The following is an 18,989-nucleotide window of genomic DNA, read 5'->3' on the forward strand; positions in this document are numbered from 1 at the left end:
GTCGGTGTCATAAAAAACACCGACAATCCTTTTTTACGGAAAAGAATGGAGGCATCCCATGTCCACCTCATATTTTGTCGCCGCCGACTGGCTGATTGAGCACGGCGACGACCCGGAAGTCCAGATTATTGACGCGCGGATGGCCCCAACCGGGCAGGAACATCTTCGTGATATGCTCGCTGAATACCGTGCCGGCCATCTGCCTGATGCGGTGTTTTTTGATATTGAAGCCCTCTCCGATCACAACTCTCCCCTGCCGCACATGCTGCCGCGCCCGGAAGCCTTTTCCGTGGCGATGCGCGAGCTGGGCGTGAGCCGCGACAAGCATCTGGTTGTTTACGATGAGGGCAACCTCTTTTCCGCACCGCGCGCGTGGTGGATGTTAAAACAGTTTGGCGTAGAGAAAGTGTCAATTCTGGCAGGCGGTCTGGCGGGCTGGAAGCGTGATGACCTGCCGCTTCAGCAGGGTGATGTCACGCTGCCGGAAGGCGATTTCGATGCCACGTTTGACGCACACGTCGTCAAACGTCTGACTGACGTACTGGTCGTTAGTCACGAGAAGACGGCGCAAATTGTCGATGCCCGTCCTGCTCCTCGCTTTAATGCCGAAGCGGATGAACCGCGTCCGGGTCTGAAGCGTGGACATATTCCGGGCGCGCTGAACGTGCCGTGGGGCGATCTGGTATTTGAAGGGGAGCTGAAAACCACCGATGAACTGCGCGCCATTTTTGACCGTGCGGGTGTGGATTTACATCGTCCGATCATTGCCAGCTGCGGTTCCGGCGTAACGGCCTGCGTGGTGATTCTGGCACTTGCCACCCTCGGGGTTAACGACGTCACTCTTTACGACGGCGCCTGGAGCGAATGGGGTGCGCGAGACGATCTGCCGGTTGAACCGGCAAAATAATGGATAACCGCCTGGCCACGCTGTTAACGCGCGGGGCGTCACTGACCCGCGCGGAGTATCGCGTCCTCGCCCACCTCACGGAGCATCCGCTGCTGGTGGGCAATATCACGGTGCGCGAGCTGGCGCAGGCGACATTTGTTTCTACCGCCACCATTATGCGGCTGTGTCAGAAGCTGGGGTTCAGCGGTTTTAGCGAGTTTATCTGGCACTGCAAGCAGCTGCTTTCTGACACGCCGCATATCGCCGTGCAGGGGCAATCGCTCCCTGAGCTGCCTGCCCTTTTTAATCAATTCATCGCCAACTATCAGCAAACTTTTCAGTGGGTCACCCAGGACAAACGCCAGCATTTTGCCAACCTGCTGCGCCAGAAAGAGAGCTTTTTTCTCTACGGTGCCGGGTTTTCCTATCTGTTTGCCGAGTACCTGACCAAGAAATTGCAGGTATTGGGCAAAACGGCATTTATCTCCGGGCCGGGGGACAGCCGGAACATTTTTCTCAGCAACGCCGCCCGCTATCAGGTGTTCATTGCCGTTTCACGCAGCGGCGAAACGGAGCAGGTGCTGGATAAAGCGCGAATTGCCAAAAACGTCGGGATGACCGTCGTCGCGTTTACCCGCGCCTCGGCCAATACGCTGGCGGGGATGGCGGACGTACACTTTGCCCTCTATGACGAAGCGGTACATTTCGCTGCTGAAGCAGCAGGCGTGACGTCATTTGAGTCGAATCTGGTGCTGCTGATGGATTTACTGCTGCTGGAAGCAACGGGGTGAAGTTCACCCCGCGTCATCAGATAATGCGGTTGGTTTTGAGATCGCGCAGGAACCCGCCCCAGCGACGCTCATAAAACGGCGTGATGTGCTCGGTAATAAAATGGCTGATGCCCTTCTCACCTTTCGTCACCTGGCAGATATCAATCGGCTCGTCGCCCGGCAGCGTGTCGGTCGCCACGCTTCCCGCCGCCTGAATGATGTCGTCGATATCGCCATCTGCTTCAATACCGATCAGCAGCACTGGTTGCTCGTCGGCATTCTCTTTAATGGAGCAGAGGAATGCGCGCCTGACGGGCTTGAGCGTTTTGAAGAGCGTGGTCAGGGAATCAATCATCTGCGCGGGCGGCTCGGCCACTTCGGAGAGCAGCAGCGTTTCCCCCCCTTCCAGCACTTCCTGAGTGCTGAGCGGATTGCCCTCTTCACCCATCAGGTGACTGATTTCACGCGGGGTGAACTCTTTCCCGGTTGGCAGTTTGGCGTTGAGGAACAGGGTCTGGCCCAATGTCATTTCAAACAGCGTACGCACCGGCATCACCACGAATGCCTGTTCATCTTCCACGGCTTCCTGCAGCGCTTCCAGTGAGGTAAAGAACGGGATCACTGAAGAGCCGTCGTCTTTCTCCCAGTGCAGCAGATCCAGCGCGCTGTCTTCCACAACCTGCTCACCTTCCGCCGCGGTGCCTGGCACCCAGACGGTAGATTCCAGCAACGTGCGGAAAAATGCCGGACGGTGAGCGGGCTCGGTGGCCGCCTGTTCCAGCAGAGTTTCTAATTCGTTTTTGGTTTCGGACATAGTTTGGCTACTTCACAATTGCCCGGCGGCGCTACGCTTGCACGGGCCTACGGGTTTTGTAGGCCGGGTAAGCGTAGCGCCACCCGGCAAAAAAGGTTACTCAGCCGTCAGCAGGTTCGCCACGGTACGCACGCCCAGACCGGTCGCACCCGCGGACCACTGTTCTACCGCTGCTTTACGGTAGGTTGCGGAGCAGTCGATGTGCAGCCAGCCTTCGTGATAGTTCTCAACGAAGTGAGACAGGAAGCCTGCTGCGGTACTTGCCCCTGCCGGATACGCCGCGCTTGCGGTGTTATTCAGCTCGGCAAAGTTGGACGGCAGCTGGCTGCGGTGGAACTCGGCCAGCGGCAGACGCCAGAATGACTCGTTTTCCGCCGCGGCGCTTGCCAGCAGGCGTGCGGCCAGCTTGTCATCGAAGCTGAACAGCGCATGGTAGTCGTTCCCCAGGGCGGTTTTCGCCGCACCGGTCAGGGTCGCCATGTCGATAATCAGCTCAGGTTTCTGCGCAGAGGCGTCAATCAGGCCATCAGCCAGCACCAGGCGGCCTTCGGCATCGGTGTTCATCACTTCAACATTTTTGCCGTTGCGATAGCGAATGATGTCACCCAGCTTGAAGGCATTGCCGCTGACCATGTTGTCGGCGCAGCACAGGTAAAGCTTCACGCGCTTGTTCAGGCCGCGGGTAATCGCGAACGCCAGCGCACCAGTGATGGTTGCCGCGCCGCCCATGTCGGACTTCATGGAGTCCATGAAGGCGCTCTGCTTCAGGCTGTAGCCGCCGGTGTCAAAAGTAATGCCTTTGCCGACCAGGCAGGCAAAGACAGGCGCTTCTTTATCGCCGGTTGGGTTGTAATCCAGCGCCAGCAGGACCGGAGGTCGCTCAGAGCCACGGCCTACGGTGTGGATACCCATATAGTTCTGCTCGCGCAGGTCTTCACCTTTGGTAATACGGTAGGACATTTTGTCGCCCGCCACGCCGCACAGCAGGTCAACGGCGCGCTGCGCCAGCTGCTCAGGACCTAACTCTTCCGCCGGGGCGTTGATGGTGTCGCGTACCCAGTCGATGATCTGCAGGCGGCTTTCCAGCTCTTTCTGACCGGCTTCGTCGAGGTTTGCCCACTCAATTTTGCGGGTGCCTTTCGGACCTTTGTACCCCGCCCAGAATGCCCAGCTGCGGTCGGTGTCCCAGCCTTCGCCTTCCAGCGAGACATGTTTGATCCCCAGACCGTCGATTTTGCGCGCGGCGCGCTGGATCAGGCCCAAATCATCGTTGCCCGTCAGGTGCAGGGTAATACCGTCGTTATTGATGCTGTAGCTGGCTTTCTCGCCCCAGCGCGCGTCGGCAGGCTGCGTAGAGAGCGTAATCTTCATCGCTTCGGTCATTTTATTTATCCTTATTAGCAAACGGGCCGCCTGAAGGCAGCCCGTTAAGTGATTTACTCTGCTTCATCTAACCAGACTAACAGAATCGCCTCCAGAATTTTTTCATTGGATGCGTTTGGATCGTCGTCGAAATCGTCTAAATCGCAGATCCACTGGTGCATGTCGGTGAATCGTACGGTTTTCGGATCGAGATCCGGGTTCGCGTCGTAGAGCGCTTCGCCGATCTCACGGCTGTCTGTCCACTTCAGTCCCATATTAATGCTCGCGTGCGTGGTTGATGGTGTAGCGTGGGAATTCCACGACCAGATCTTCGTCGGTCACCGCGGCCTGGCAGCTTAAGCGGCTGTCTGGCTCCAGACCCCATGCTTTATCCAGCATGTCGTCTTCGTCTTCGGTGCTTTCGGCGAGCGAGTCAAAACCTTCACGCACGATGCAGTGACAGGTGGTGCAGGCACAGGATTTTTCACAGGCGTGTTCCACTTCGATACCTGCGCGCAGGGCAACATCGAGAATGGTTTCGCCAGTCTTCGCTTCCAGAACAGCGCCATCCGGACAAAGGTCCGCATGAGGCAAAATAACAATCTTTGGCATATTAAACCTCGTCCACGGACTGGCCTTTCAGCGCGACGCGGACGGATTTGTCCATGCGGCGAGCGGCGAAGTCCTGGGTTTGTTTATCAACGTTTTTAATGGCTTCTTCTATTGCGTCAGCATCATTGCCCATGGCGACAACGCTTAAGTGCGCGGCAGCCTCGTCAATCACCTGACGCTCAGCGGCGCTTAACAGCGCGGCATCGGCATTGAGTGCACCGGTCAGGCTTTCCAGCACGCGTGCGGCTTCCACTTTCTGTTCCGCCAGCATACGCGCCTTCACATCCTGCTCGGCGTAGCTCATTGAGTCCTGAATCATGGAGGCGATCTCGCCATCGGTCAGGCCGTAGGACGGCTTCACCTGGATGGATGATTCCACGCCGGTGGATTTTTCCATCGCCGTGACGCTCAGCAGGCCGTCCGCATCAACCTGGAAGGTAACGCGAATATGCGCCCCGCCCGCTGGTAATGCCGGGATACCGCGCAGTGCAAAGCGCGCCAGAGAGCGGCAGTCCTGCACCAGTTCGCGTTCGCCCTGCATGACGTGGATGGACATCGCAGTCTGGCCGTCTTTAAAGGTGGTGAACTCCTGCGCGCGCGCCACCGGAATGGTGGTGTTACGCGGGATGACTTTCTCCACCAGGCCACCCATGGTTTCTAAACCAAGGGACAGCGGGATAACGTCCAGCAGCAGCATTTCACTGTCCGGCTTGTTGCCGACCAAAATATCGGCCTGAATGGCCGCGCCCACGGCAACCACTTTGTCCGGATCGATGGCGGTCAGCGGCGTGCGGCCAAAGAACTCACCTACACGTTCGCGCACCAGCGGCACACGGGTAGAACCGCCGACCATGACCACTTCCAGCACCTCGTCAGCCTCAACGCCCGCATCTTTCAATGCGCGACGGCAGGCCAGCAGCGTGCGTTTCACCAAAGGTGCGATCAGATCGTTAAACTGGTCACGGGAGATTTCACCCTGCCAGCCCGCCACGTTCACGGTAACCGTCTGCGCATCGCTGAGGGCAATTTTGGCGTCGATGGCGGCATCCAGCAGTTCACGCTGGACGCGCGCATCGCTGCGATCGGCAATCCCCGCCTGCTCACGAATGTAATCCGCCAGCAGATGGTCGAAGTCATCGCCGCCCAGCGCGGAATCCCCGCCGGTCGCCAGCACTTCAAATACGCCACGGCTTAAGCGCAGGATGGAGATATCAAAGGTACCGCCGCCGAGGTCGTAAACGGCAATCACCCCTTCCTGACCGGAGTCGAGGCCATAGGCAATGGCCGCCGCCGTCGGTTCGTTCAGCAGGCGTAATACGTGCAGGCCCGCCAGACGGGCGGCGTCCTTGGTGCCCTGACGCTGTGCATCGTCAAAATAGGCCGGAACGGTAATCACCACGCCGTCGAGATCGCCGCCGAGCGTCGCCGTAGCGCGCGCTGCCAGCGCCTTCAGGATGTCCGAAGAAACACGGATCGGGTTAAGCAGACCGGCCTCGGTCGCGATCATCGGCAGGCCGTTTTCACTGGCCTGAAGCTGATACGGCAGATGCGGGTAACGGGTCTGAATATCGGCCAGCGAACGGCCCATCATGCGCTTAACCGAGCTGATGGTGTTGGCCGGATCGCGCGCGGCGTTGGCGCGCGCGTCGTAGCCTACCGCGTGACCCTGCTGCTGGTAATGGACCACGGAAGGCAGCAGATGGCGGCCCTGCTCGTCAGCCAGCGTTTCCGCCTGGCCGCTACGCACGGTCGCCACGAGAGAATTGGTGGTGCCCAGGTCAATACCCACCGCCAGACGACGCTGGTGCGGTGCGGCACTTAAGCCAGGCTCACTAATTTGTAATAAGGCCATAATTGCTTCCGAAATTAAAAATCGAGCAGCTTTTCTTCGAGTTGTTCAGCACTGCTTCGCAGTTTATCGAGAAAACGGAGTTTGCGCACAGTGTCTGCCGCCACGTCCCAGGTCTCGTTGTTCAGTTGCTCCACCATCTGCTGATGGCGGCTATCAAACATACCCTTCACGCGCGTGATAAAGCTTTCCAGGCGCGCTTCGTCTTTAGCCTGTTCAATCTCATCCAGCTCTTCGCGCAGCTCCAGCTGTTCCATCAGAAACGCCGTATCGCGAACGGTATGCTGTTCGCTCGCCAGATCAAAACCGTGGAGCGAGAGCAGATATTCAGCACGCGCCAGCGGATGACGCAGCGTCTGCCAGGCCTGGTTAATGGTGGCAGAGTGCGAAACTGCAGCCAACTGCTCGGCCTGCGTCCCGCTGGCGAATTTATCCGGATGGTACTGACGCTGCAAATCCTGAAAACGGACCGTCAGCGCCTGAAGATCGATCGGGTATTGAGCGGGTAGTCCGAAGAGAGTGAAGTAATCCATAACAATCTCAGGGGTAGCCTGTTAGAACAAACCCCACGCGCAGCAAAGCCACGGTGGGGTTTCGGATGACGCGCGGTTAAACGTGGAAGCTTTCGCCGCAACCACACTCGTCTTTGACGTTCGGGTTCGTGAATTTGAACCCTTCGTTCAGGCCTTCTTTGACGAAGTCCAGCTGAGTGCCGTTGAGGAATTGCAGGCTTTTGCCATCGACCACCACCTTCACGCCCTTGTCTTCAAACACGGTGTCATCAGACGCCGGCTCGTCAACAAACTCCAGTACGTAAGCCATACCAGAACAGCCGGAGGTACGTACGCCCAGTCGCAGGCCAAAGCCTTTACCACGGTTCGCCAGAAAAGAGCTTACTCGCGCGGCAGCGCTGTCGCTAAGGGTAATCGACATACTCAAACCTCAATTATTTTGCTTCACGTTTGCTTTTGTAATCCGCAATGGCGGCTTTGATCGCGTCTTCTGCCAGAATAGAACAGTGAATTTTCACCGGTGGCAGTTCGAGTTCTTCAGCAATATCCGTGTTCTTGATTGCCTGTGCTTCGTCCAGAGACTTGCCCTTCACCCATTCAGTGACCAGGGAGCTGGACGCAATGGCAGAACCGCAGCCGTAGGTCTTGAAGCGCGCGTCTTCAATGATACCTTCATTGTTGACTTTAATCTGCAACTTCATCACGTCGCCACACGCCGGTGCACCCACCATGCCGCTACCAACAGATTCGTCGCTGTTGTCAAAAGAGCCAACGTTGCGCGGGTTTTCGTAATGATCGATGACTTTTTCGCTGTATGCCATGATTGAATTCTCCTTATGTACCGATTAGTGATGTGACCATTCAATGCTGTTCAGATCCACGCCCTGCTTAAACATTTCCCACAGTGGAGAAAGGTCACGCAGACGGCCGATGGAGTTACGAACCAGCTTGATGGTGTAGTCAATCTCTTCTTCGGTAGTGAAACGACCTAAAGAGAAACGGATAGAGCTGTGTGCCAGCTCGTCAGTCATACCCAGCGCGCGCAGCACGTAGGATGGCTCCAGGCTTGCAGACGTACAGGCAGAACCGGAAGAAACGGCCAGGTCTTTGAGGGCCATGATCAGCGACTCGCCTTCAACATAGTTGAAGCTGACGTTGAGGATGTTTGGCGCGCCCTGCTCGAGATCGCCGTTCAGATACACTTCTTCCATACCCTTCACGCCGTCCCACAGACGGTTACGCAGCGTGCGCAGGCGTGCCATCTCGGTTTCCATCTCTTCTTTCGCAATGCGGTATGCTTCGCCCATGCCCACGATCTGGTGTACAGGCAGCGTACCGGAACGCATGCCGCGCTCGTGACCGCCACCGTGCATCTGTGCTTCGATGCGGATACGTGGCTTACGACGAACGTACAGCGCGCCGATCCCTTTCGGGCCATAGATTTTGTGGCCGGAGAAGGACATCAGGTCCACTTTCAGCTGGCTCAGGTCGATAGGCAGTTTACCCACGCTCTGGGTCGCATCTACGTGGTAGATAATACCGCGCGCACGGCACATTTCGCCGATGGTGGCGATGTCCTGAACGACGCCGATTTCGTTGTTGACGTGCATGATGGAGACCAGAATGGTGTCATCACGCATCGCTGCTTCGAGCTCTTTCAGGTCGATGATACCGTTGCTCTGCGGCGCCAGGTAAGTCACTTCGTACCCTTCACGCTCCAGCTGACGGCAGGTGTCCAGCACGGCTTTGTGTTCGGTTTTGCTGGTGATAATGTGCTTGCCTTTTTTCTGATAAAAGTTGGCTGCACCTTTGATCGCCAGGTTGTCGGATTCGGTCGCACCGGAGGTGAAAACAATCTCACGCGGGTCGGCACCCACCAGGTCAGCAATCTGATTACGGGCGATATCAACCGCCTCTTCAGCATGCCAGCCAAAACGGTGTGAACGGGAAGCTGGGTTACCAAAGTTTCCGTCCAGGGTCAGACACTGCATCATTTTCTCGGCAACACGCGGGTCCACCGGCGTGGTTGCGGAGTAATCGAGATAAATCGGTAATTTCATTGCTCTATAAACTCCGTACATCGCTTCAATGCAAGGAATCAGGCAACCGGCTGGATGTACGACCGAGTACGCGGGGCGCGGTGCCCCGGCCTGATTCTGAAATACTTATCGTTTTATTACGCGCGCAGTTTGACGTCGATGGCGTCCTGCGCGCGGGTGCTGCGTTGGGAATCATGGCTGTGCTGACGGCCTGATACATCCAGAACTTCCTGGTTATTCACCAGCTCACCGAGGGTGATGTTGTTCAGGAAGCCGGTCAGACGGTCGCTCAGATCGCGCCACAGCGCGTGGGTCAGGCACTTATCGCCGCCCTGGCAGCCGCCTTTACCCTGGCAACGGGTCGCGTCGACGGATTCGTCAACTGCGCTAATCACTTCACCCACTGCAATACTGCCCGCGTCTTTACCCAGCAGATAACCGCCGCCCGGGCCACGAACGCTGGAAACCAGTCCATTTTTACGCAGTCTGGAGAACAGCTGTTCCAGATAGGAGAGGGAGATCCCTTGTCGTTCAGAAATATCAGCCAACGGAACCGGGCCCGCTTCGGAGTTGAGCGCAACGTCCAGCATCGCGGTCACGGCATAACGCCCTTTAGATGTCAGTCTCATGTCTTACTTAACCTCAAACTCGCCCCTGCCCGGGGTTTTTTATTGTAAAATGGGGGTATTGCATAGCAGGGCCAAGTCTGACATTCCTGACTAAAATGGTCAACTATTTACTTGACTGTTTTAGTCAGGTATTTAACCTTCTGTGCCGTATCCTTTTGCCCGGCGGCGCTTCGCTTACCCGGCGAACAGACGACACTACTCTTTATTCTTCTGCTCAATCGACGCCAGAATGCCGCGCAGGATGTTTAGCTCCTGGCTTTCCGGGCGCGCGCGGGTGAACAGACGACGCAGCTTGTTCATCACCTGGCCTGGATGGCCTTCACGAATAAAGCCGGTCGAAAGCAGCGTCTGCTCCAGGTGACCATAGAAACGCTCAAGGTCATCCACCAGCGGGTAGGCCGTCTCTTCTTTCTGCTCTACCTCTTTCTCCTGCGTCGCCAGCCACGCCATACGCACTTCGTAGGCGATCACCTGCACTGCCATCGCCAGGTTCAGCGAGCTGTATTCCGGGTTGGCGGCAATCGCCACATGGTAGTGGCATTTCTGCAGTTCATCGTTGGTCAGGCCAACACGCTCACGGCCAAACACCAGCGCAACTGGCGCCTGTTCTGCCTCAGAGACACTCTTCAGACCGCATTCGCGCGGGTCCAGCATCGGCCACGGCAATGTGCGGGAGCGAGCGCTGGTGCCGACCACCAGGCTGCAACCTGCCAGCGCTTCGTCGAGGGTATCGACGATCTGCGCGTTGCCAATCACGTCGCTGGCTCCGGCGGCCAGGGCGATGGCCTGCGAGTCTGGCTTCACCAGCGGGTTAACCAGCCACAGGTTCGTTAAGCCCATGGTTTTCATAGCGCGGGCAACGGAGCCCATGTTGCCGGTGTGCGATGTTTCGACCAGCACGATTCGAATGTTTTGCAGCATAATTTTTAGTGTCTGAATTCAGCGTCTGAAGAATATTCGGGCATATTATCATAAACGAGAGACATAATCCGATCCCGCTGCTATACTCTGCGCCGATTTTCCTGTTCTTTAACATCCAGTGAGAGAGACCGATGCATCCGATGCTGACCATCGCCGTGCGCGCAGCGCGCAAGGCGGGTAATGTAATTGCCAAACACTACGAAACGCCAGACTCCGTAGAAACCAGCCAGAAAGGCAGCAATGATTTCGTGACGAATGTCGATAAAGCCGCAGAAGCGATTATTATCGAAACGATCCGCAAATCTTACCCGCAGCACACCATCATCACCGAAGAAAGCGGTGAACATGAAGGTACCGATCAGGATGTTCAATGGGTTATCGATCCACTGGATGGCACCACCAACTTCGTCAAACGCCTGCCACACTTCTCTGTGTCTATCGCCGTACGCATCAAAGGCCGTACTGAAGTCGCTGTTGTCTACGATCCAATGCGTAACGAACTGTTCACCGCTACCCGCGGTCAGGGCGCACAGCTGAATGGCTACCGTCTGCGCTGCAGCAACGCTCGCGATCTGGACGGCACCATCCTGGCGACCGGTTTCCCGTTCAAGGCGAAACAGCACGCAACCACCTACATGAATATCCTGGGCAAACTGTTCACCGAATGCGCGGACTTCCGTCGCACCGGTTCTGCTGCGCTGGATCTGGCTTACGTGGCGACCGGCCGCGTTGACGGATACTTCGAGCTGTCTCTGAAGCCATGGGATTTTGCCGCGGGCGAGCTGATCGCACGTGAAGCAGGTGCCATCGTGTGTGATTTCACCGGCGGCCATAACTATATGTCTACCGGCAACATCGTTGCCGGTAACCCACGCGTCGTTAAAGCCATGCTGGCAAACATGCGTGATGAACTGAGCGACGCGCTGAAGCGTTAATCCCGGTCATTCCCTCTCCCTGTGGGAGAGGGAATCCCAACTAAAACGGCCGCAATCCCCTTCCCACCGGTACCACACTGTTCCACATCGTCACCGCCGCCACCAGCAGAATCACCCCGCCCGCCAGCGCGAGCGTTGTCCATCCGACCTGTCGCCACAGCACCGGCGTTTTATTGCCGCTGAGTTTAACCGCCAGCTGACGGAAGCTGTGCACCAGCAACGCCAGCGAAGAAATCGTCAGTGACGTTCCAGCCGCCATCGCCAGCGCAGAAAGCATTCCCCAGCCAAACACGCCAATCACCTTGCTGAACAACAACACCATGATTGCCCCCGAGCACGGGCGCATCCCCATCGAGAGCACAATCATCAGCCGCGCACGCCAGTCATCACCGTTCTGTAGCTGTTCCTGCGTCGGCAGATGCTGATGTCCGCAGCCACAGTTTTCATCGTGAACGTGATGCGGCGTAAAAGTCCTGAATTGCGGTTTTTGCAACAGCGCGCGCAGTTTTTTCAGTGCTCGCCAGCAGAGGATCAGCCCCAGCACGCCCACCAGCGCATAGCTCCCCTTTTCCAGCCAGAAGCTACTCATGTGCAGCTGCCGGGCTGGAAGCTGAAGAAGTGAAAGCACCACGACAACCAGCCCAATCGCCACGCCCCCCTGAAGCAGCGAGGAGGCCAGCGTAAGACCCATGCTCGATTTCAGCTTCGACGGATGGGTCGCAAGCCAGGTGGTGATAACGATTTTGCCATGCCCAGGCCCCAGCGCATGCAGCACCCCGTAGATAAAGCTGAACGCCAGCAGGGAACCGCCCGCTTTCGTTGGGTTCTCCGCCACCGCTTTCAGTAAACCACTCATCTGCTGGTTCACCTCGCGTTGCCAGATGATGCTTTTCATCATCACCTGCGGCCAGGCCTGCCACAGCCAGAGCGAACCGCCAATAGCTAACAGTATAAAAAGCGCCAGCGGCCAAAGATGAAGCCAGCGGCGAGATTTGCGGGACGGAGAAGCGATCACTGACATTGTAACGTCACCTCCTGCGCGAACTGTTTACCCAACTCCATGTCCTCCGGTGGCGCATCTTCTTTATCAAGAGAGACGGCAAAGTTCAGCGTCTCTTCGCTGGGCTTCGGTGTGTGAACCGCCATTTTGCAGGTTTTCTGCAACGAGGCCGGCAGCTGTACATCGCTCTCGTCGGCGTAGTGCATGTCGACGTAGTAGGTGGGGTCAAAAGTGGAAAAAGTATATTTTTGCCCTGCCAGCGGCTGCGGGTGCGCCAGCGGAAGGACGAACGTCAGCACCGCCTGATGCCCGTCGCGTGACATACCATACTCCGTGGGTCGGTTAAGAAACTTCACCTTCTGGCCGTTATGCCAGAACTCGGTGAAGTAGTGCTGACCCAGCACGTTAGCCATCACTTCCGCCGCCAGCTTTTTCCAGATTTCATCGCCGGGCTTCGCATTTCCCGCATCATAAAGCAGGTCAGCCGAGGTGATTTCATCCATCGTCCAGCGCATCTTCAGGCCACTTAACTGCGTGCCGTCGGTGACCAGTTCGGTTTTCAGGCTGATAAAACTGTGAGGATGTGCGCAGGTGGTGAAGGAGATAACCGCCAAAAATAACGCCATCGCACTGTGTTTAACTGTCTGCATCAATTCCTCACGTCAAAAATTCTGTGATGTTCTCCAGCAATCCTGAGTGAAAGGCCTGCCGGTGCGCTTTTCAGCCCCCATCCTTTAGCTATTCTTATCAAACATTCACACTGGATACCCGACAGATGATGACGACGCTTGAAATTCCATCTGTGCTTTCCAGTTCGCAGCGCCGTTGCCAGGTGCTTTTAATGCTTTACCTGCCCGATGCTGCCGTCACCGCACAGAGCATAATCGCAGCCAACGGCGTGGACGACGTCCTGGCACGGCAAGATATAGCCGAGACGCGCGATGAAATCCAGCGCTATCACCGGCTGGATATCGTCACGCACCACGACGGCAGCTACCGGATTGAAGGCACTGCCCTGAACCAGCGTTTATGCCTGCTGCACTGGCTGCGCAGGGCGCTCCGCCTTTGCCCGCAGTTTGTCTCGCACCAGTTTACGCCAGCGTTAAAAACCGCGCTTAAACAACACGGCATCGCGCGGCCACTTTACGACGATGCTAACCTGCGGGCGTTAATCAACTTCTGCTCGCGCAAGCTGCAGCGGCAGTTTGAGTGTCGCGACATCCAGTTCTTACAGCTCTACTTACAGTACTGCCTTATCCAGCACCACCTGGGGAATACGCCACAATTTTCCCATGCCCAGCGCAGCTGGACGCAGTCGCGGGGAGAGTATTTTACGGCGCAGGAGATCGTCCGTCACTGGAAGCGGCGCGTTCCTCAGGGCGCGCATGTGGATGAGCAGTTGTTTCTGGCGCTGCTGTTTATGATGCTCCGCACGCCCGATCCGGTGCTGGATAAGCACCAGCAGGATGAGCGTTTGCGTCGCGCCATCGTGCGCATGGTGGCCCGTTTTCGCTCGCAGACCGGGATGAACTTCAGCGACGAGCAAGGGCTGACCGATCAGCTGTATATCCATCTGTCTCAGGCGCTGGACCGTTCCCTGTTTGAAATTGGCATCGACAACAGCCTGCCAGAGGAGATCCATCGTCTCTATCCCCGGCTGTTACGCACCACGAAAGAGGCGTTGTTTGAGCTGGAAGCGGAGTTTGGCCTGCGTTTTTCCGATGAAGAGATGAGCCTGGTCGCGGTGATTTTCGGCGCCTGGCTGATGCAGGAGTCCGATCTCCATGAAAAGCAGGTGGTGCTGTTGACCGGGGAAGATAAATCCTGTGAGGAGCTGATTGAACAGCAGCTGCGCGAGTTGACGCTGCTGCCGCTCAATATTCGCTATCTGACGTTGCAGGCTTTTCAGAAAGAGGGCGCGCCGCGCGAAGCCGCGCTGGTGGTCACCCCCTATCCTGTTGCCCTGCCGCTGTTCTCGCCGCCGTTGATCCACGCGGTTGAATCACTGAATGCGCAGCAGCAAGAGCATATTCGCGCTATGCTGGAGTCGTAGTTACGCGCGTGCGGCCACTTTTGGTCGAACAAACATCGCCGGTAGCGCCACCAGCGCCATTACCCAGAAGACGCCGTGCCCGAGGTGTTGATACAGGAAACCGGCAAAGACCGTCATCACCGCAATACTGCCGCCCATTGCTACCGCGGAATAGACCGACTGCAGACGAATCACATCCCCGCCCTCACGCGCAGCGATATAGCGCATCGCCGCCAGGTGACATACGGTGAAGGTGCCGCAGTGCAGAATTTGCGCCACGATCAGCCATGGCAGATCCGTCGTCCAGCCCATAATACCCCAGCGTGCCACGCCGCAAATCGCCGAAAGCAGCAGCAGATCGCGCGCGCCAAAACGGCGGAACAGCTTTTTGCTCAGGGCGAAAATAATGACTTCGGCCACCACGCCCAGCGACCAGAGATAACCAACCGCAGAGGCAGAGTAGCCCGCCCCCTGCCAGTAGATAGCGCTGAAGCCATAGTACGCCGCATGCGCCCCCTGAAGCAGACAGACACACGCCAGAAAGCGCCAGCTCTGTGCGACCAGGCTCCGCCAGGCTGGCCAGCCCGCGCTCTCCTGATGGCGACTTTCTCCCTGCGGCATCACGGATGGACGTAACAGCATTCCCAGCAGCATCGACGCTATCCCGATGCTCAGCAGAGCCAGAATCGCACGGTAGTCGTAAAGGCTGACCAGTTTCCCCACCAGCGCGGAACCGATAACAAAAGCAATAGAGCCCCACAGGCGCACGCGGCCATAGTCCATGGTGATCTGCTTTTGCCAGGTGTTCGCCAGCGCATCCGTCAGAGGAACTAGCGGAGAGAAGAACAGGTTAAAGCCGACCATCACCACCATCAGCCAGGCAAACTGATGGCTTACCCAGAAGCAGGCGACAAAGACCAGGGTGAGCAGCGCGAGAATGCGTACAGCCTTGATCAGCAGAGAGGGATCGCTGACGCGCGGGGCAATCAGCAGGCTGCCAAGAAAACGCGCCACCAGTCCGGCCCCCAGCAGAACGCCGATGGTCTCTGGAGTCAGGCCGATTCCCTTGAGCCAGACGCTCCAGAATGGCAGAAAAATACCGTAGCTAAAGAAATAGGTGAAATAGCTGAGCGCCAGCCAGCGCGTGGAATGCAAGACCATGAATCCCTCCCGAAATGGAGGCCATAGTCTGGCGAGAATAGAAAAATTAAGCAAGTAGATAGCCTGCTATAAATTAACGAAAAATTAACATATCGTGCAGTCGTCAGGCTTATGGCAGGGAATGAAAATGTGTATTACGTTTAAATTACTCCACTTGCAGAGGTTTTCTGCCATGAACTCACTACGTTATCTCGATTTTGGTCAGTCACGCCATCTGTTGTTGTTGATTGCCCGTATCGCGCTTGTCGTCCTGTTTATTATCTTTGGTTATCCGAAACTGACGGGGTTTAGCGGCACCGTACAATATATGACCTCGCTGGGGACACCGATGCCCATGCTGGCGGCCATTATTGCGGTGGTGATGGAGGTGCCAGCCGCCATCCTGATCGTACTGGGCTTTTTCACCCGCCCTCTTGCCGTGCTGTTTGTGTTCTACACGCTGGGCACGGCGGTGATTGGTCACCATTACTGGAATATGACCGGTGACGCGGTCGTACCGAATATGATTAATTTCTACAAGAATGTCAGTATTGCGGGCGCATTTATATTGTTGGCGATTGTGGGTCCAGGCGCAATATCCCTTGACCGCCGTTAAGCCATAAAAAAAGGCCGCACGCGCGGCCTTTTAACGTTCTGCTGAGCAGAGGAATTATGCGTATACCGGGAAGCGTGCGCAGATATCCAGAACTTTACCTTTGACGCGCTCGATAACCGCTTCGTCATTGATGTTGTCCAGAACGTCACACATCCAGCCAGCCAGCTCTTTCACTTCCGCTTCTTTAAAGCCGCGACGCGTCACAGCCGGAGAACCGATACGGATACCGGACGTCACGAACGGGCTCTTCGGATCGTTTGGCACGCTGTTTTTGTTCACGGTGATGTTAGCGCGGCCCAGGGCAGCGTCAGCTTCTTTACCGGTCAGGTTCTTATCAACCAGATCCAGCAGGAACAGGTGGTTTTCAGTACCGCCAGAAACCACTTTGTAGCCACGGTTCAGGAACACTTCCACCATCGCTTTGGCGTTCTTAGCAACCTGCTGCTGATAAACCTTGAACTCTGGCTCCATCGCTTCTTTCAGCGCTACCGCTTTTGCCGCGATAACGTGCATCAGCGGGCCGCCCTGCGCGCTTGGGAACACGGCAGAGTTCAGTTTTTTGTACAGCTCTTCGTCACCGCCTTTCGCCAGGATCAGGCCACCGCGTGGACCCGCCAGGGTTTTATGGGTAGTGGTGGTCACAACGTGAGCGTGCGGAACCGGGTTCGGGTAAACGCCAGCGGCAATCAGACCCGCTACGTGCGCCATGTCGACGAACAGGTAAGCACCGATGCTGTCTGCGATTTCACGCATTTTTGCCCAGTCAACGATACCGGAGTAAGCAGAGAAGCCACCGATGATCATCTTCGGTTTATGCTCTTTAGCCTGCTTCGCCATGTCTTCGTAGTCAATTTTACCGGACTCATCGATACCGTAAGGGATGATGTTGTACAGTTTGCCGGAGAAGTTCACCGGGGAGCCGTGAGTCAGGTGGCCGCCCTGCGCTAAGTTCATACCCAGCACCGTATCGCCCGGCTGCAGCAGCGCGGTGTAAACGGCGAAGTTAGCCTGAGAGCCGGAGTGCGGCTGCACGTTCGCGTAGTCAGCGCCAAAGAGTTCTTTCGCACGGTCGATTGCCAGTTGCTCAACGATATCAACGTACTCGCAACCGCCGTAGTAGCGCTTGCCTGGATAACCTTCAGCGTATTTGTTGGTCAGCTGAGAACCCTGTGCCTGCATGACGCGCGGGCTGGTGTAGTTTTCGGAGGCGATCAGTTCGATGTGCTCTTCCTGACGTACTTTTTCCTGCTCCATAGCCTGCCACAGTTCGGCATCATAATCGGCAATGTTCATTTCACGCTTTAACATCCGCATCTCCTGACTCAGCTAACAAGTAAATTTTGGCCTGAAAAGGCAGTCCTGTTGGACGACGGGCAACAGTATAACTGAATAGTTCTTTGATAACAGGTCTTGACAAACGATTTTACGCAAACGTTTTCCTTCACGCCACGCAAGGGTTTGAGGAATAAAGCGCTCCCCTGTTTCAACGGATTTCTTTTCAGGTTTGTGATGCATATTTTTCATCTTGCAAAGAACCATTTACAACGCAGGGGTATTTTTTATAAGATGCATTTAAAATACATCATTAAGGTTACATCAAAAGGACGCGCTCATGCTCGACGCTCAAACCATCGCTACCGTTAAAGCCACCATCCCCCTGCTGGTGGAAACCGGTCCTAAACTCACCGCTCATTTTTACGATCGCATGTTCACGCATAACCCAGAGTTGAAAGAGATTTTCAACATGAGTAACCAGCGTAATGGCGATCAGCGTGAAGCCCTGTTCAACGCCATCGCGGCCTACGCCAGCAACATTGAAAACCTGGCGGCATTACTGCCTGCGGTGGAAAAAATCGCGCAGAAGCACACCAGCTTCCAGATCAAACCCGAGCAGTACAATATTGTCGGCGGCCACCTGCTGGCAACGCTGGACGAAATGTTCAGCCCGGGCCAGGAGGTACTGGACGCCTGGGGTAAAGCCTACGGCGTGCTGGCAAACGTCTTCATCAACCGTGAAGCACAGATCTACAGTGAAAACGCCAGCAAGAACGGCGGCTGGGAAGGCACTCGCGCCTTCCGCATCGTTGAGAAAACACCGCGCAGCGCATTGATCACCAGTTTTGAATTTGAACCGGTGGATGGTCAGCCGGTAGCGGATTATCAGCCAGGCCAATATCTCGGCGTGTGGCTGAAGCCTGAAGGTTTTCCGCATCAGGAGATCCGCCAGTATTCCCTGACCCGCAAACCCGACGGCAAAGGCTATCGCATTGCGGTGAAACGCGAGGACGGCGGCCAGGTTTCCAGCTGGCTGCATAACGAAGCCAGCGTGGGTGACGTCGTTCACCTGGCCGCACCGGCGGGTGACTTCTTCATGGCGGTAGACGCTACTACCCCGGTAACGCTGATCTCGGCTGGTGTCGGCCAAACGCCAATGCTGGCGATGCTGGATACGCTGGCGAAAGCAAACCACAGCGCACAGGTCAACTGGTTCCATGCCGCAGAGAACGGCGAGGTGCATGCCTTTGCGGACGAAGTGAAAACGCTGGGCGCGACGCTGCCCCGCTTCACCGCGCATACCTGGTATCGCTTGCCAACGGAAGCAGACCGCGCAGCTGCACGTTTTGACAGCGAAGGGTTGATGAATTTAAGCCAGCATGAAGGGGCGTTCAGCGCGCCGGATATGCAGTTCTACGTCTGCGGACCGGTGGCGTTTATGCAATATGCCGCGAAGCAGCTGGTGGCGCTGGGTGTGAATAAAGACAACATTCATTACGAATGTTTCGGCCCGCATAAAGTGCTGTAATGCAAAAAGCCCCTCGAACGAGGGGCTTTTTTTTCGCCGGCTGGCGGCTACGCCTTACCCGGCCTACAA

Annotated in this window: 21 protein-coding genes; 6 read left to right on the top strand and 15 right to left on the bottom strand. The window is 56.5% G+C overall.

Annotation, left to right across the window (positions count from 1 at the left end; genetic code table 11):
* Window positions 1-58 precede the first annotated feature (58 nt).
* A complete protein-coding gene (sseA, locus tag G0034_RS17140) occupies window positions 59-907 on the top strand; it encodes a 3-mercaptopyruvate sulfurtransferase (protein ID WP_179121134.1) in 849 nt (282 codons plus the stop codon).
* Window positions 907-1,677, top strand: a complete 771-nt coding sequence (locus G0034_RS17145) for a MurR/RpiR family transcriptional regulator (protein WP_045268350.1) — start codon at window positions 907-909, stop codon at window positions 1,675-1,677. Before sseA ends, G0034_RS17145 begins: the two co-directional genes overlap by 1 nt.
* A 16-nt stretch (window positions 1,678-1,693) precedes the next feature.
* Here the strand turns inward: G0034_RS17145 and sseB are convergent, their stop codons facing one another.
* From sseB to trmJ, 11 genes are all read right to left on the bottom strand, one after another.
* The gene (gene sseB, locus G0034_RS17150) at window positions 1,694-2,470 is read right to left on the bottom strand and encodes an enhanced serine sensitivity protein SseB (protein WP_014884823.1); all 777 of its coding nucleotides are present in this window, start codon (window positions 2,468-2,470) and stop codon (window positions 1,694-1,696) included.
* A 96-nt stretch (window positions 2,471-2,566) separates the two neighbouring features.
* Window positions 2,567-3,853 (bottom strand): aminopeptidase PepB, encoded by a 1,287-nt coding sequence (gene pepB, locus G0034_RS17155; RefSeq protein ID WP_179121135.1) that lies wholly within the window; start codon window positions 3,851-3,853, stop codon window positions 2,567-2,569.
* Window positions 3,854-3,906: 53 nt separating this feature from the next.
* Window positions 3,907-4,107 carry a Fe-S cluster assembly protein IscX gene (iscX, locus tag G0034_RS17160; protein WP_014171178.1) on the bottom strand — a complete coding sequence of 67 codons (201 nt, stop codon included), beginning with the start codon at window positions 4,105-4,107 and terminating at the stop codon, window positions 3,907-3,909.
* Window position 4,108: 1 nt separating this feature from the next.
* Window positions 4,109-4,444, bottom strand: a complete 336-nt coding sequence (gene fdx / locus G0034_RS17165; RefSeq protein WP_003860652.1) for an ISC system 2Fe-2S type ferredoxin — start codon at window positions 4,442-4,444, stop codon at window positions 4,109-4,111.
* Between the two features lies 1 nt (window position 4,445).
* Window positions 4,446-6,296 carry a Fe-S protein assembly chaperone HscA gene (gene hscA / locus G0034_RS17170; protein ID WP_014884825.1) on the bottom strand — a complete coding sequence of 617 codons (1,851 nt, stop codon included), beginning with the start codon at window positions 6,294-6,296 and terminating at the stop codon, window positions 4,446-4,448.
* A 14-nt stretch (window positions 6,297-6,310) separates the two neighbouring features.
* A complete protein-coding gene (gene hscB, locus G0034_RS17175; protein ID WP_014884826.1) occupies window positions 6,311-6,826 on the bottom strand; it encodes a co-chaperone HscB in 516 nt (171 codons plus the stop codon).
* 76 nt (window positions 6,827-6,902) lie between these two features.
* Window positions 6,903-7,226: an iron-sulfur cluster assembly protein IscA gene (gene iscA / locus G0034_RS17180; RefSeq protein ID WP_003860659.1), complete on the bottom strand. Its 324-nt coding sequence runs from the start codon at window positions 7,224-7,226 to the stop codon at window positions 6,903-6,905.
* A 13-nt stretch (window positions 7,227-7,239) separates the two neighbouring features.
* Window positions 7,240-7,626: a Fe-S cluster assembly scaffold IscU gene (gene iscU / locus G0034_RS17185; RefSeq protein ID WP_003860661.1), complete on the bottom strand. Its 387-nt coding sequence runs from the start codon at window positions 7,624-7,626 to the stop codon at window positions 7,240-7,242.
* A 24-nt stretch (window positions 7,627-7,650) separates the two neighbouring features.
* Window positions 7,651-8,865: a cysteine desulfurase gene (iscS, locus tag G0034_RS17190; RefSeq protein ID WP_179121136.1), complete on the bottom strand. Its 1,215-nt coding sequence runs from the start codon at window positions 8,863-8,865 to the stop codon at window positions 7,651-7,653.
* A gap of 116 nt (window positions 8,866-8,981) precedes the next feature.
* Complete coding sequence (gene iscR / locus G0034_RS17195; RefSeq protein ID WP_008502158.1) at window positions 8,982-9,473, bottom strand: Fe-S cluster assembly transcriptional regulator IscR; 492 nt, start codon at window positions 9,471-9,473, stop codon at window positions 8,982-8,984.
* 195 nt (window positions 9,474-9,668) lie between these two features.
* Entirely contained in the window at window positions 9,669-10,394 is a 726-nt protein-coding gene (gene trmJ / locus G0034_RS17200; protein ID WP_179121137.1) for a tRNA (cytosine(32)/uridine(32)-2'-O)-methyltransferase TrmJ, read from the bottom strand.
* A gap of 131 nt (window positions 10,395-10,525) precedes the next feature.
* Between trmJ and suhB the strand changes: the two genes are divergently transcribed.
* Entirely contained in the window at window positions 10,526-11,329 is an 804-nt protein-coding gene (gene suhB, locus G0034_RS17205; protein ID WP_003860668.1) for an inositol-1-monophosphatase, read from the top strand.
* Between the two features lie 40 nt (window positions 11,330-11,369).
* Here suhB and G0034_RS17210 read toward each other — a convergent pair whose 3' ends face one another.
* Both G0034_RS17210 and G0034_RS17215 read right to left on the bottom strand, forming a co-directional pair.
* The gene (locus tag G0034_RS17210) at window positions 11,370-12,350 is read right to left on the bottom strand and encodes a nickel/cobalt transporter (protein ID WP_045135180.1); all 981 of its coding nucleotides are present in this window, start codon (window positions 12,348-12,350) and stop codon (window positions 11,370-11,372) included.
* On the bottom strand, window positions 12,341-12,979 hold the full coding sequence (locus tag G0034_RS17215) for a DUF1007 family protein (RefSeq protein WP_014884828.1): 639 nt from the start codon (window positions 12,977-12,979) through the stop codon (window positions 12,341-12,343). Before G0034_RS17215 ends, G0034_RS17210 begins: the two co-directional genes overlap by 10 nt.
* 125 nt (window positions 12,980-13,104) lie before the next feature.
* Here G0034_RS17215 and csiE point away from each other — a divergent pair, with 125 nt between their 5' ends.
* Window positions 13,105-14,382 carry a stationary phase inducible protein CsiE gene (gene csiE / locus G0034_RS17220; RefSeq protein ID WP_023337632.1) on the top strand — a complete coding sequence of 426 codons (1,278 nt, stop codon included), beginning with the start codon at window positions 13,105-13,107 and terminating at the stop codon, window positions 14,380-14,382.
* Here the strand turns inward: csiE and G0034_RS17225 are convergent, their stop codons facing one another.
* Window positions 14,383-15,522 carry a 3-phenylpropionate MFS transporter gene (locus tag G0034_RS17225; RefSeq protein WP_023338677.1) on the bottom strand — a complete coding sequence of 380 codons (1,140 nt, stop codon included), beginning with the start codon at window positions 15,520-15,522 and terminating at the stop codon, window positions 14,383-14,385.
* 172 nt (window positions 15,523-15,694) lie between these two features.
* Here G0034_RS17225 and G0034_RS17230 point away from each other — a divergent pair, with 172 nt between their 5' ends.
* Window positions 15,695-16,117, top strand: coding sequence for a DoxX family protein (locus G0034_RS17230; RefSeq protein WP_014884830.1), 423 nt, complete (start codon window positions 15,695-15,697; stop codon window positions 16,115-16,117).
* A 54-nt stretch (window positions 16,118-16,171) separates the two neighbouring features.
* Here the strand turns inward: G0034_RS17230 and glyA are convergent, their stop codons facing one another.
* The gene (gene glyA, locus G0034_RS17235; protein WP_008502165.1) at window positions 16,172-17,425 is read right to left on the bottom strand and encodes a serine hydroxymethyltransferase; all 1,254 of its coding nucleotides are present in this window, start codon (window positions 17,423-17,425) and stop codon (window positions 16,172-16,174) included.
* A gap of 304 nt (window positions 17,426-17,729) precedes the next feature.
* On the opposite strand from glyA, the gene hmpA reads away from it, so the two are divergent.
* Window positions 17,730-18,920, top strand: coding sequence for an NO-inducible flavohemoprotein (hmpA, locus tag G0034_RS17240; protein WP_014884831.1), 1,191 nt, complete (start codon window positions 17,730-17,732; stop codon window positions 18,918-18,920).
* The last annotated feature ends 69 nt before the right edge of the window (window positions 18,921-18,989 follow it).

It is taken from the genome of Enterobacter sp. T2, assembly GCF_010692925.1.
Classification (GTDB): domain Bacteria; phylum Pseudomonadota; class Gammaproteobacteria; order Enterobacterales; family Enterobacteriaceae; genus Enterobacter; species Enterobacter kobei.

What these genes read in the sequence shown, in the direction of transcription:
- trmJ (WP_179121137.1), bottom strand. Translation starts at nt 10,394, where the DNA reads ATGCTGCAAAACATTCGAATCGTGCTGGTCGAAACATCGCACACCGGC.
- suhB (WP_003860668.1), top strand. Translation starts at nt 10,526, where the DNA reads ATGCATCCGATGCTGACCATCGCCGTGCGCGCAGCGCGCAAGGCGGGT.
- glyA (WP_008502165.1), bottom strand. Translation starts at nt 17,425, where the DNA reads ATGTTAAAGCGTGAAATGAACATTGCCGATTATGATGCCGAACTGTGG.
- sseA (WP_179121134.1), top strand. Translation starts at nt 59, where the DNA reads ATGTCCACCTCATATTTTGTCGCCGCCGACTGGCTGATTGAGCACGGC.
- pepB (WP_179121135.1), bottom strand. Translation starts at nt 3,853, where the DNA reads ATGACCGAAGCGATGAAGATTACGCTCTCTACGCAGCCTGCCGACGCG.
- sseB (WP_014884823.1), bottom strand. Translation starts at nt 2,470, where the DNA reads ATGTCCGAAACCAAAAACGAATTAGAAACTCTGCTGGAACAGGCGGCC.
- G0034_RS17145 (WP_045268350.1), top strand. Translation starts at nt 907, where the DNA reads ATGGATAACCGCCTGGCCACGCTGTTAACGCGCGGGGCGTCACTGACC.
- iscA (WP_003860659.1), bottom strand. Translation starts at nt 7,226, where the DNA reads ATGTCGATTACCCTTAGCGACAGCGCTGCCGCGCGAGTAAGCTCTTTT.
- G0034_RS17225 (WP_023338677.1), bottom strand. Translation starts at nt 15,522, where the DNA reads ATGGTCTTGCATTCCACGCGCTGGCTGGCGCTCAGCTATTTCACCTAT.
- fdx (WP_003860652.1), bottom strand. Translation starts at nt 4,444, where the DNA reads ATGCCAAAGATTGTTATTTTGCCTCATGCGGACCTTTGTCCGGATGGC.
- hscA (WP_014884825.1), bottom strand. Translation starts at nt 6,296, where the DNA reads ATGGCCTTATTACAAATTAGTGAGCCTGGCTTAAGTGCCGCACCGCAC.
- G0034_RS17210 (WP_045135180.1), bottom strand. Translation starts at nt 12,350, where the DNA reads ATGTCAGTGATCGCTTCTCCGTCCCGCAAATCTCGCCGCTGGCTTCAT.
- iscS (WP_179121136.1), bottom strand. Translation starts at nt 8,865, where the DNA reads ATGAAATTACCGATTTATCTCGATTACTCCGCAACCACGCCGGTGGAC.
- iscU (WP_003860661.1), bottom strand. Translation starts at nt 7,626, where the DNA reads ATGGCATACAGCGAAAAAGTCATCGATCATTACGAAAACCCGCGCAAC.
- iscR (WP_008502158.1), bottom strand. Translation starts at nt 9,473, where the DNA reads ATGAGACTGACATCTAAAGGGCGTTATGCCGTGACCGCGATGCTGGAC.
- G0034_RS17215 (WP_014884828.1), bottom strand. Translation starts at nt 12,979, where the DNA reads ATGCAGACAGTTAAACACAGTGCGATGGCGTTATTTTTGGCGGTTATC.
- G0034_RS17230 (WP_014884830.1), top strand. Translation starts at nt 15,695, where the DNA reads ATGAACTCACTACGTTATCTCGATTTTGGTCAGTCACGCCATCTGTTG.
- csiE (WP_023337632.1), top strand. Translation starts at nt 13,105, where the DNA reads ATGATGACGACGCTTGAAATTCCATCTGTGCTTTCCAGTTCGCAGCGC.
- hscB (WP_014884826.1), bottom strand. Translation starts at nt 6,826, where the DNA reads ATGGATTACTTCACTCTCTTCGGACTACCCGCTCAATACCCGATCGAT.
- iscX (WP_014171178.1), bottom strand. Translation starts at nt 4,107, where the DNA reads ATGGGACTGAAGTGGACAGACAGCCGTGAGATCGGCGAAGCGCTCTAC.
- hmpA (WP_014884831.1), top strand. Translation starts at nt 17,730, where the DNA reads ATGCTCGACGCTCAAACCATCGCTACCGTTAAAGCCACCATCCCCCTG.